A 12,136-nucleotide genomic window follows, 5' to 3' on the forward strand; every position below is an offset into this window, starting at 1 on the left:
CGCTCGAATCGTTTACTTCGCCAAGGCGTGCATGACGGCGAGATAGGCGAAGGTAAGCGCAGGGCCGATGGTGATACCGCCGGCGGGGTAGAAGCCTGCCATGATCGAATTCCGGTCGTTACCGCACGCGTAAAGACCGTCGATCGGGGCGCCGTCCGTGCTTAGGACGCGGGAGTGCCGGTCGGCTGCCAATCCATAGGTCGTCCCGATGTCCCCGGCATGAACCCGGACGGCGTAGAATGGAGCCTTGCCGACTGGTCCCACGCAGGGGTTCGGAGCGTGCGTGGGGTCGCCGAGATAACGGTTGTAGGCGCTTGATCCCTTGCCGAACTCGCTATCCACGCCTAGATCCGCGTCGCGGTTCACACGTGCTACGGTATCCTCCAGCGTCGCGGCTGCCACGCCGATTTGCGCTGCCAACGCCTCGATGGTCGCTGCCTCGATGAGATAACCCGAACGGACCGCGCGGCGGCGCTCAGACGAAAGTGGCGGGACGGCGCCAAATGCGTATTTGCGAAGATAGTTCGCATCGCAGATCAAATGAACGGGCTGCTGGTCCTCGTTCCCGAGCCGGCCGATCATGGCCCGCACGAAATCATGATAGTTTTCGGCTTCGTTAAAGAATCGACGACCGTCCTTGTTCACCGCAATAAGCCCTGGCTTCGCGCGATCCGCCATGAGATGCGGAAACCGGGCGATCGATCCGTCGCGTCGCTTCGCGACCGAAACCGGCGCCCAGAAGGCTCCATCAACATTGCCGCGATCCAGTTTCGCGCCGCTGGTCATTGCGACTTCGATCCCGTCCCCCGTGCTGTCGGGGCTGGTCGCCGAGAAACCAAACGGCACGTCGTCCATAAAATCGTCCCGAAATTGCTTGCTCCAGCCAAATCCGCCGGTGGCAAGGATGACGCCGCGCTTTGCCTGGATCGTTCTTCTTGATCCCCCCTGTTCGATGACGACGCCGACGACCCGGCCGCCGTCCTTGACCAGATCGACGAGGGGAGTGTTCCGCAGGACCGGGATGTCCTGAGCAAGCACCGATTGGTACAGGTTTGCGACGAGAGCATTGCCGTTGGTGAGGCGGGTGCCGCGACCGTAACCGGAATAGAACAGGCGATCACGAACGTCGCGCAGCAAGAGGCGCAGCGCATGGAATGCCGATCGCGCTGATCTTCGCGCGTTCAGGAGATGATACACATCTTTTAGTTCCAGCATCTGCCGCCCGAACAGCGACATTTCTGGAAGAGGAGGGCGAATGTCAGGAAAGCGCGCGCCCAGCTTTCGGCCGTCGCAGCTGATGGGGGTCATGGCGCGGCCTTTTTTCGACGCCCCTTCCGCGTCCGGATAATAATCCGGAGAGTTGCTCTCCCTGACGTAGAACAGCGGGCCAGTAACACTTTCCAGATAGGCGAACGCTTCCGCTCCCCGCTCCAGGTACATGTGGCGCGCCTCACGTTCATGGGGGGTGGTGATGATGCTGTCGAGATACCTCTTGGCCTGTTCGACACTGTCGTCCAGACCGCTTTCGACATTCTGGCGACTGTCCGGAACCCACACGACACCGCCAGAATAGGAGGTGGTGCCGCCGATAAGGCCCGTCTTTTCGACGATGAGGACGCGCATCCCTTTCGATCGCGCGATCACTGCAGCGGCCAGGCCCGCTGCGCCCGATCCCGCTACGACGAGATCAAAGGTGTCGCTCGACATGGCTCCCTCCGAAATACAGATTGATAACGGCGCCCGCCCGCCGGTCATGGGTATGTTCAGCTTCGCAGCTTGCCGGCAACGGCGGACGCATGGCGCCGGTAGCGCCCAATGGTGGCGGGATATGCTGACTTGGGGCCATTATTTAATCGCCAGAACATTGACGGGAGCGCCGGTCGCCTCGCTTACCTTCAACGGGGCCGCAGCGTAGAGAAAATCCCATTGTCCGTCTGCGTGGCAGTCCTCGACCAACTCCTCGAAGTTGCATATTTCGTTGAACGCGATCCCTAGGTTGCGCATCAGGGCGCAGTGCAGCGGGATCTGAACGCCGATCGCAGGGTCGAGCTCCGTCTCGTTCGAAATCGTGTCGGTGGATAGGCAGGGTATTTCACGCTCGTGGAACCAATCGACGAGTTCCGCCGAATAGGTCAGGCCGGGCTCGACGAAATTCTCGTAGAATCGCTCCGCGCCCTGGACGTGGAGAAGCTGCAGAAAGCCGGTTCGAAGGCAAAGAATGTCGTGCTTCTCGATCTCGACGCCTTGCCGCGCGGCACAAGCCAGCAGGTCTTCCAGCGTGAGCAGATCGCCCTTTTCAAGATGCTTCTTGCCCTTATGGGCGGCCATGTCGAGCAGCACGCCTCGTCCGACGATTCCGCGTTGGGCGATCGGCAGGATCGAGGCTTTTTTCATTCCGCCGTTCGTGTCGCTGGCGGGATAGCCGTTCCAAAGCTGGTCGTCGTACCAGACATGACCAAGCGCGTCGAACTGCGTGGAACCCTGCAGGAACATCTCGATGCGATCGTCGGTGAACTCGGCGCCGCCAGGCAGACTTGGCATGTCGCCCCGGACATAGCTCTGCTTGTCGATCGTCGTCTCGCGCCTGGCCGGAGCGCGGCCCGGCCAGAGAGGGTCACCCCTCGGGTCACCAATGATTTCGCCGCAGGTGAACACCTTCCCTTGCCGAACTGAACGAACGCCACGCAGAACCTCCGCATTGGTCAGAAAATTGAGCGAGCCGACTTCGTCCTGATCACCCCATCTTCCCCAGTTGCTGGGAGCGTTGGCAAGAAGTCGACTGACATCTTTCGCGGATCCATCCTGGCGACACATTCGGCTCATCTCCTTTGTCGTGCTGCGGCCGCAGGCCAATGCGGTGCCATCATCAGGCAGGAATCACGTCGATGCCCAGGCCGGATCGGCGCCAAATGACCCCGCACCATGAGATTGACCGACCCCGGTCCCGCGCCAGCCTGCGCATTCGTCAGCGCCGCAATCCAATGATTTGAAGGGGCATGGCTAGTTACATGTCCGGGCTGCCGCAACAATCATCGGCCGAATGTTCGTGGCACGAACAACTGGTCGCGACGACCGGCGCGAACTAGGAAATCGTCATCCTCCATGAAGCCAATAAATTCCGCTGAATGGGAATAGCGGCTGGGGCGGCGGTTGAAAGCTTCAGAACGTTAGCAGAAGATAAGGCCAAGGCGGCCGATTGCTGACAGATACTGTTGGAGGAGGGCCGATCTGAAAGGCAAACGCGCATGAGCAAGGTTAAGGCAGCGATCATCGGATCGGGCAATATCGGCACCGACCTGATGATCAAGATGATCAAATATCCGCAGAATATGGAACTGGTCGCTGTCGTCGGGATCGACGAGGCCTCCGAAGGACTGGCGTTGGCCCGCGAGCGCGGGGTAGCAACCACGCATGAGGGTATTGACGGCCTCAAGAAGCTGGACGTCTATCCCGAGATCGGCATCGTCTTCGACGCGACCAGCGCCTATGCGCACAAGATGCATGACGCGGCGCTGCGCGCCGACGGCAAGCAGGTTGTCGACCTGACCCCTGCCGCGATCGGCCCCTATACGATCCCGACCGTCAACGGCGACGCCAATCTCGACGCCGGCAACGTCAATATGGTGACGTGCGGCGGTCAGGCGACCATTCCCATCGTGGCTGCCGTCAGCCAAGTTGCGACCGTACATTATGCGGAAATCGTCGCGTCGGTCTCGTCGCGTTCGGCTGGTCCGGGCACGCGTGCCAATATCGACGAATTCACGCGCACTACCGCAGGCGCCATCGAAAAAGTCGGTGGCGCGGCGCAGGGCAAGGCGATCATAATTCTCAATCCGGCCGAACCGCCGATGATCATGCGCGACACCGTATTCACCTTGTCCGAAGGTGCGGATGAAGAAATCATCCGGGCATCCGTTGAGGCGATGGTGAAAAGGGTGCAGGCCTATGTGCCGGGCTATCGCCTCAAGCAGGAAGTGCAGTTCGAACGCTTTGGGGATAACAACAAGCTCAACATCCCCGGGCGCGGTGAATTTACCGGCATCAAGACGATGGTTCTGCTCGAAGTCGAAGGGGCGGGCGATTATCTCCCCAGCTATTCGGGTAATCTCGACATTATGACGGCAGCGGCCAAGGCGACGGGCGAGTTGTTGGCGAAGCGCATCATTGCTGGAAAGAAGGTGGCCGCATGAACGTCCCGTTCAACGTCGAAGCTGGCGACAAGCTTTACATTCAGGACGTGACCCTGCGCGATGGCATGCATGCCATTCGGCATATGTATGGCGTCGATCATGTCCGCACGATCGCAAAGGCGCTGGATGATGCCGGCGTGGATGCGATCGAGGTCGCTCATGGCGACGGTCTCAGCGGCGCCAGCTTCAATTACGGCTTTGGCGCGCACACCGACTGGGAATGGCTGGAATCGGTTGCGGAGGTGCTGACCAAATCGGTCCTCACCACACTGATCCTGCCGGGCGTGGGCACCGTTGACGAACTGCGCCGCGCCCACGACATCGGCGTGCGTTCCGTCCGCGTCGCCACCCATTGTACCGAAGCCGACGTGTCGAAACAGCATATCGGCATCGCGCGCGATCTCGGCATGGACGTGGCCGGCTTTCTCATGATGAGCCACATGATCGATGCCGAATCGCTCGCGCAGCAGGCGGCCCTTATGGAAAGCTATGGCGCGCAATGCGTCTATGTAACCGACAGTGGCGGGGCGCTTGACATGGATGGCGTCAAGTCGCGGTTGGAAGCGTATGACCGCGTGCTCAAGCCCGAAACCCAGCGCGGCATGCACGCCCATCATAATCTGGCGTTGGGCGTCGCCAATTCGATCGTCGCGGCGCAGCAGGGCGCCGTGCGTATTGACGCCAGTCTGGCGGGTATGGGCGCGGGCGCGGGCAATGCCCCGCTCGAAGTCTTCATCGCAGCGGCCGATCGCAAGGGCTGGAACCACGGCTGTGACGTGATGGCGCTGATGGACGCTGCGGAAGACCTTGTGCGGCCGTTGCAGGACCGACCGGTCCGCGTCGACCGCGAGACGCTCGCGCTCGGCTATGCCGGTGTTTACTCCAGCTTCCTCCGCCATGCAGAGAAGGCGGCAGAGACTTATAATCTCGACACTCGCACCATTCTAGTCGAACTCGGCCGTCGCAAGATGGTCGGCGGTCAGGAGGATATGATCGTCGATGTCGCACTCGATCTGGTTCAGGCCGGACGTGGGAATATGGCTTGAGATCAGGATTCCAGGCAGATCTAGGACAGGACGAGGATCGACTTCGGTTGTCTGGTCGCGCGGCGGCGGCGTCGGATACGATCCCGCAGCTGGCGAGATACAAGCTGCCGTTTCCTTCCCCAAGCGCTCAGAAAACCTGATGGAAATCGCTGCCTCGATCGAATGATCTTGGCCCATGCAGTCGGCCTGGCTTGCACGTTGTCGAAACAAGATGATCTGTTTCCTACAACCTGCGACCTGTCTGGCAGCGACGGCGGCTTGTATGCAGCCTGTAATGGCTCCGCTGACCCGGAGCAAAAATCGCCATCGTCCAGGGCGTGCTTTCGAAGAGCGGACGGTGCACGGGCGAGGTTGGGAGAATGGCACCGGTGCCGGTTGACGAGACTTTTGACTATATAGTCGTGGGCGCAGGGTCGGCCGGTGCGGTGGTGGCGAGTGCCCTGTCGGCGGATCCTGGTGTGAGTGTCCTCCTTCTTGAAGCCGGTCCCGAGGATACCAGTCACTGGACCAAGGTTCCGCTAGGTTTCGGCAAGGTTCTGTTCGATCCCAAATATATGTGGTTCCACGAAAGCCAGCCCGAGCCGGGTCTGGGCGGTCGGCGTCTCGGTCTGCCGCATGGCAAACTGTTGGGCGGATCGAGCGCGATCAATGGACTGCAATACGCCCGCGGCGTTCCGTTCGACTATGACAATTGGGAACGGCTGGGCGCCGCAGGATGGTCGTACAAGGACGTCCTGCCCTATTTCAAGCGGATGGAGCGGTATCACCTCGGCGCCGATGAGTTTCACGGCGGGGAGGGTCCGATCGGCGTCGAGACCGTGCGTTGGAAAACCCCCCTTGGCGATGCCTTCATCGCTGCCGCTGAGGCATTGGGACTACCGCGCAACGACGATCCAAACGGATCGTCTGGGGAGGGCGTTGGCTACGTCAATGTCAACGCTTGGCGCGGGCGCCGCTCATCCACATCGGAAGCCTATCTGAAGCCCGCGCGCAAGCGTCCCAACCTGCGAATCGTTACCGAGGCGTTCGCTACCCGCATTCTGCTGGAAAGCCGTGAGGCGAGAGGCATCCGCTACGAGCGCGGTGGCGAGATACATGAGGCGTATGCGCGGGTAGAGGTGGTATTGAGCCTGGGCGCGTTGCAGACACCCCAGTTGCTCCAGGTGTCGGGGATTGGGCCTGCTGCGTTGCTGCGCGAAAATGGGGTCGAACCGGTTCACGACCTGCCGGGCGTCGGCGAGAACCTGATCGATCATGTCCATGCGGGCGTGACCTGCCGATCGACCAGCGGCCATACGATCAATGCGATCATGGGCAATCCGCTCGCACAACTCCGTCACGGACTCGACTATTATCTCGGACGACGCAAGGGGGTGCTGACCCTCGGCGCTTCGCAAACCGGCGGTTTCGCGCGAAGTGTCGAGGGGCTACCGGCCCCCGATCTGCAATTCGGACTCACGCCGTTCCTGCCCGACGAAGTCGATATGTGGAAACTGGCGAAGGGGAGCGGGTTCGGGATTGGCGTGTATTTTACACGTCCGCAAAGCCGCGGCCATGTTCGGCTGAGATCGCGCGACATGAAAGAGCCGCCCCGCATCCAGTGCAATTATTTCACGCACGAAGACGATCAGGCCGCCTGCGTGCGAGGTCTGAGCTTTATCCGCAAGTTGATGCACACCGAACCGCTTGCCTCCTTCGTCGATGTCGAGCTTCGTCCTGGCCCCGGCGTCCGGACAGATGATGAGCTGCTGGAGTATGCGCGCCAGCACTGCGGAACGGCCTTTCATTTTTGTGGGACGGCACGGATGGGAACCGACGTCGGCGCGGTCGTGGATCCGCAGTTGCGGGTGCACGGCGTCGGGCGGCTCCGGATCGCCGACGCATCGGTGATGCCGACGATCATCACCGGCAACACGAATGCGACGTCCATGATGATCGGCGAGCGCGCGGCGGAATTCATCACCGCAAAGGACCCTGATGGCCGCACGGTGTCGATTCGGAGCAATAAAGCGTCGTCGGTGGCATTTGCCTGACGGGCAAAGGTGATTGGCAACCAGTTTAACGAGAAAATATGAGGGGATGGATAAATGTCTTATAAACTGAAAATCAGGGGATCTGTGATCGCGCTTGCGGTCGTTCAGTGCATTCCCGGTGGCGCTGCGCTGGCGCAGGAGGGCGTGGCCCCTGTTGCCGACGAGCAGGTCGCCGTTGCAAGCGACGAAATCATCGTCACCGCCCAGCGCCGCGAGCAGAGCCTGCAAAGCGTTCCCGTGACGGTCCAGGCTTTCACAAATGAAATGATTCAGGCGCGTGGTCTGGAGCAGATCGGCGATCTGGCGACGGTCACGCCTGGCCTGAACATCGCGCAGAGCTCGTCGGGCGCGTTGCAACCGTATCTTCGCGGCGTCGGCACGGGAGCAAATGCGGTTGGCTCCGAAGGCAGTATCGCGGTCTATATCGACGGCGTTTACTTCTCACGGCCCAACGCCGGCGCATTCTCCCTAAACAACATCGAACGGGTGGAAGTGCTCAAGGGGCCACAAGGCACGCTGTTCGGACGCAATTCCAGCGGTGGCGTCATCCAGCTCATCACGCAGGATCCGGTTTATGAGCCTGTCCTGCGCGGCAATATCGGTTATGGCAATTACGACACCTTCACTGGCGCGATTTATGCGTCTGTGGGGCTTTCCGACAAGATCGCCCTCGACGTGGCCGCCAGCGGACGCAGCCAGCGCGACGGCTTCGGGCGCAACATTACCACCGGCCGCAAGACCAGCTACACAGATAATTACAACTTCAAGTCCAAACTAATGTTCGAGCCGAGCGAAACGACGAAGATTGTTTTGAGCGGTTTATACTCTTGGTCGGAGGTGCCGGGACTGGGCAATCAATATCCCGGCACCACCCAGGGCTACCCGACCAGAGACCCGTTGACGACGGGCAGAACGCTTGTGCCAGCTTACGGCTTCTACGATCAACGGGGTGATGTCGATGCCCTCAATCGCATCAAAATGTATTCTCTTTCAGGTCGAATTGAGCAGGAGTTCGGCTTTGCGAACTTTGTCAGCATCACGGCTTATCAGAACACAAAGGAATTTTACCAAGGCGAGGGCGATTACACCGAAGTGTCTTTTTCTGCGCCCACTCTCCGCGCTCACATCGATCAATTCACGCAGGAGTTTCAGCTTTCATCACTCAGCAGCAGTCCGGTCGAGTGGATAGCGGGCCTCTTCTATTACAATAATCTGAGCGTATACGATCGCGGTGATTTCACTGGCTACGGCGACGGCGGCGTATTTGACTTCGATACCTACGGCCGTCAGCGCTCCAAGTCTTATGCCGCATTCGGCCAGGCGACTTATCCGATTACATCGAAACTGGGCGTGACCGTCGGTCTGCGCTATACGAAGGAGAAGACGGACGCGAGTGGGCGAGGCGATTTCAGATTGGCTGCCAGCGACCCCCTTTGTCAGGCCGTTGGGGGGCTTGCCAACGGCGATCGTTGCGCGCTGTTTCCTCAGAGCGATCAAGCGGGCAAGAAAGTCAGCAAGTTGACGTGGAAGGGGGGGCTGAACTTTCAGGCCACCTCGGACATTCTGTTGTACGGATCGGTCAGCCGCAGTTTCAAGTCGGGGCAGTATGACATATTGTTTCCCACGCCAAACCAGACCGGCACGGATCCTGAAGTTCTCACCGCCTATGAAATAGGTGCGAAAACGGATTTGTTCGACCGGCGATTGCGTCTGAATCTCGCGGCCTTTCGCTACGACATCGACAACCCGCAGGTTCAGTTGATTCAGAGTGGTGCGATTATTCTCTCGAACGCGGACTCCGAACGTATCTGGGGCGCCGAATTTGACGGGAACTTGCGCGTGGCGACGGGGCTGAACCTGCGGTTCTCCGGAACCTGGCTCGATGCAAAATACCTGAGGTACGATGACGCGCCCTATGCCCCGCCGCTTTTCGGTCCAGTATTCGGTGCCGGCGCCAGCCAGCTTATCGACGCCGCAGGGAACCGGCCGCAACTGACATCGAAATTTTCATACGGTATCGGTGCCGACTATACCGTCGATACGTCAGCGGGCGAGCTTCAGGCCACAGTTGATTATTCGCACCGCAGCTCCTTCTTTTGGGATCAGGCGAACGGGCCGGAGCTGACGCAGCGGGGATATGGTCTTCTGGATGCTCGTTTGCGGTTCGCGCCCACGCCGCGCTACAGCCTGAGTGTGTGGGGCAAAAACCTGACCAACGAACATTATGCCGCGTTCGCGACCAGCCTGTCTGGCCCAACCGGTTTTCCTTATATTGCGGGCTCGCCGAGAACCTATGGTGTGTCGCTGAACTTCGAGTTCTAGACCAGGTCCGCCGGGTAGGGCAGAAGCAGGTCAAGCGTTACCCTCACTCTGTGACACGGCCAGCACGACGCCGGGTCGAAGCCAGAAAAGGCTTGGACCCGGCGCCGCATGAGGGTTCTTGACCGAAGACCGTTCAGAACGTCTGTAAGCGATGTTCGGGCCCCACCTTGTTTGGTTTCGTGATTGAGGCAGACCAGAGGGGATATGGACGACGCGACGCTAACGACCGGACTGGACACGCGCACTGGAGTTAGTCCGGAGCCGGCCCGGCGCCTCGAGGTGTTCAGTGGGACGGTCGGTCGACGCCGATCGTGGACCGTGGAGCAGAAGTTGGCGATCGTCGCAGAAGCGCAGCATTGCGATAATCTGACGGCGCTTGCTCAGCGGCACGATATCCGGACCTCCCAGCTCTACACCTGGCGCCGCGAGCTTCGTTACGCGCTGGAAGCCCAGCGTGGCTCGATGGATGCGGAGCCGATGTTCGTGCCGGTGGTCGCCGACAACGCCCGACGCAGCGATGTCGCGATAGAAGTGGAGATCGATGGTGCCGTGATCCGGATTGGGCGAACGGCCAAGGCCGATCTGGCTGCTGCCGTGGTGCAAGCCCTTCGGTCGGCTCGATGATCGGGCCTGGCGCTGGCGCCCGCGTCATGATCGCAACGCGGCCCGTAGATTTCCGCAAAGGGCCGGACGCGTTGGCGGCGTTGGTCGGTGCCGAGTATGGCGGCGATCCCTTTTCCGGGGTGATTTACGTCTTTCGGGCGAAGCGGACCGACCGGATCAAGCTGGTCTGGTGGGATGGAACCGGCCTGTGCCTGATGGCTAAGAAGCTGGAGTCAGGGAGCTTCAAGTGGCCGGGGATTCAGGACGGCGTGATGCGTGTGACGGCGGCACAACTTGGCGCTCTGCTGGAAGGTCTGGACTGGCGCCGAGTGCATGGCGGACGCCGCCCGATCGCTCCGCAGATTGCCGGTTGACGCGGCCTTCCCATGCTGATTCACTGCTTCCATGCTCATGGAAGCCGACCTTCCCGATGACGTTGAAGCGCTTCGCGCGCTCGTCCTCGAACAGGCTCGCGAGCTCGATGCGCTCAAGATTTTCAAAGCCGAGGTCGAGCGTCTACAAGCGATCATCGACGCCCTGCAGCGTCACCGTTTTGGCCGCCGGTCCGAACAGCTCGATCCCGATCAGTTCCAGCTTGCCCTCGAGGAAGTCGAGACGGCCTTGGCCGCGGCCGAACACGCTCGCGACAAGGCAAGCGGGGCTCCGGCACAGCGGCCGCGGAAGACCAACCGGGGTTCGCTGCCGACGCATCTGGAGCGGGTCGAACAGATCGTCGATGTCGAGACGAAGACCTGTGTCTGTTGTGGCGGCGCGCTTCATCAGATCGGCGAGGACGTCGCCGAGCGCCTCGATGTCGTGCCGACCACCTTCCGTGTCCTCGTCACCCGCCGCCCGCGCTACGGTTGCCGTTCATGCGAGGGTGCGGTCGTGCAGGCCCCGGCACCGCCGCGGATCGTCGAGGGCGGTATCCCGACCGAAGCGCTGATCGCGCAGGTGCTGGTCTCCAAGTATGCCGACCATCTTCCGCTATACCGGCAGACACAGATCTATGCCCGGCAAGGTATCCAGCTCGATCGCTCGACGCTGGCCGACTGGGTTGGCCGGGCGGCATGGTATTTGCGCCCCTTGCGCGATCACATCCTCGAGCGATTGCGAAGATCGGAACGCTTGTTCGCCGACGAGACGACGGCGCCGGTGCTCGATCCCGGACGCGGGCGGACCAAGACCGGGCAGCTATGGGCCTATGCACGCGATGATCGCCCCTGGGGCGGCAACGATCCGCCGATGGTCGCCTATGTCTATGCCGCCGACCGCAAGGCTGAGCGGGCAGAAGCCCATCTCGGCGATTTCGCGGGCATCCTGCAGGTCGACGGCTATGGCGGCTATGCCGCGCTGGCGAAGCGGCGTCAGCAGATTCGGCTCGCCTTCTGCTGGGCCCATGTGCGCCGCAAGTTCTACGAGCTCGCCGACACATCGCCGGTCGCCACCGAGGTGCTGCGCCGCATCGCCTTGCTCTATGCCATCGAAGACGAGGTGCGAGGTGCGCCGCCCGAACAGCGCCAACAAGCCCGGGGCGAGCGCAGCCGCGCCATCATCGACGATCTGCGTCGGTTTCTTGAAGCCCGCAGCCGTCAGGTCAGCGCCAAAGCGAAGATCGGTGAAGCAATCCGCTACGCGCTCACTCGCTGGGACGGGCTCTCCCGCTTCCTCGACGATGGCCGGGTCGACCTCGATAGCAATGCCGTCGAGCGGTCGATCCGCCCCCTCGCTTTGAACCGCAAAAATGCCCTCTTCGCAGGCTCTGATGAAGGCGGAGACAACTGGGCCGTCATCGCCACGCTCATCGAAAACTGCAAGCTCTCCGGTCTCAACCCCCACACTTGGCTGACCGAAATACTGACCAAGCTCGCCAACGGGCATCCCGCCAATGCCGTCCGCAACCTCATGCCCTGGACCGCCGTGGCCTGAAAACATCGCTTAC

At 61.0% G+C, this 12,136-nt stretch carries 9 protein-coding genes; 7 read left to right on the forward strand and 2 right to left on the reverse strand.

The genetic code is table 11. The features are described 5' to 3' along the window. Nucleotides 1–12: 12 nt before the first annotated feature. Together ACTJI5_RS21790 and ACTJI5_RS21795 are read right to left on the reverse strand one after the other, a co-directional pair. Nucleotides 13–1,707, reverse strand: a complete 1,695-nt coding sequence (locus ACTJI5_RS21790; RefSeq protein ID WP_440861785.1) for an FAD-dependent oxidoreductase — start codon at nucleotides 1,705–1,707, stop codon at nucleotides 13–15. Between the two features lie 138 nt (nucleotides 1,708–1,845). Continuing rightward, the gene (locus ACTJI5_RS21795) at nucleotides 1,846–2,814 is read right to left on the reverse strand and encodes a cyclase family protein (protein ID WP_440861786.1); all 969 of its coding nucleotides are present in this window, start codon (nucleotides 2,812–2,814) and stop codon (nucleotides 1,846–1,848) included. A 431-nt stretch (nucleotides 2,815–3,245) separates the two neighbouring features. Here ACTJI5_RS21795 and ACTJI5_RS21800 point away from each other — a divergent pair, with 431 nt between their 5' ends. The 7 genes from ACTJI5_RS21800 (at nucleotide 3,246) to tnpC (ending at nucleotide 12,123) form a co-directional block, all read left to right on the forward strand. Further along, complete coding sequence (locus ACTJI5_RS21800) at nucleotides 3,246–4,190, forward strand: acetaldehyde dehydrogenase (acetylating) (RefSeq protein ID WP_440861787.1); 945 nt, start codon at nucleotides 3,246–3,248, stop codon at nucleotides 4,188–4,190. Continuing rightward, nucleotides 4,187–5,236, forward strand: a complete 1,050-nt coding sequence (dmpG, locus tag ACTJI5_RS21805) for a 4-hydroxy-2-oxovalerate aldolase (RefSeq protein ID WP_440861788.1) — start codon at nucleotides 4,187–4,189, stop codon at nucleotides 5,234–5,236. Before ACTJI5_RS21800 ends, dmpG begins: the two co-directional genes overlap by 4 nt. Before the next feature lie 359 nt (nucleotides 5,237–5,595). Then, the gene (locus tag ACTJI5_RS21810; protein WP_440861789.1) at nucleotides 5,596–7,269 is read left to right on the forward strand and encodes a GMC family oxidoreductase; all 1,674 of its coding nucleotides are present in this window, start codon (nucleotides 5,596–5,598) and stop codon (nucleotides 7,267–7,269) included. A 54-nt stretch (nucleotides 7,270–7,323) separates the two neighbouring features. After that, nucleotides 7,324–9,591 carry a TonB-dependent receptor gene (locus tag ACTJI5_RS21815; RefSeq protein ID WP_440861790.1) on the forward strand — a complete coding sequence of 756 codons (2,268 nt, stop codon included), beginning with the start codon at nucleotides 7,324–7,326 and terminating at the stop codon, nucleotides 9,589–9,591. Between the two features lie 204 nt (nucleotides 9,592–9,795). Further along, nucleotides 9,796–10,215 carry a transposase gene (locus ACTJI5_RS21820; RefSeq protein WP_440859287.1) on the forward strand — a complete coding sequence of 140 codons (420 nt, stop codon included), beginning with the start codon at nucleotides 9,796–9,798 and terminating at the stop codon, nucleotides 10,213–10,215. Between the two features lie 26 nt (nucleotides 10,216–10,241). Then, nucleotides 10,242–10,568: an IS66 family insertion sequence element accessory protein TnpB gene (gene tnpB, locus ACTJI5_RS21825; RefSeq protein WP_440859286.1), complete on the forward strand. Its 327-nt coding sequence runs from the start codon at nucleotides 10,242–10,244 to the stop codon at nucleotides 10,566–10,568. A 31-nt stretch (nucleotides 10,569–10,599) separates the two neighbouring features. Further along, nucleotides 10,600–12,123: an IS66 family transposase gene (gene tnpC / locus ACTJI5_RS21830; RefSeq protein WP_440859285.1), complete on the forward strand. Its 1,524-nt coding sequence runs from the start codon at nucleotides 10,600–10,602 to the stop codon at nucleotides 12,121–12,123. The last annotated feature ends 13 nt before the right edge of the window (nucleotides 12,124–12,136 follow it).

The sequence above is a fragment of the Sphingopyxis sp. 22461 genome (assembly GCF_052044915.1).
In the GTDB taxonomy this organism is placed as follows: Bacteria; Pseudomonadota; Alphaproteobacteria; order Sphingomonadales; family Sphingomonadaceae; genus Sphingopyxis.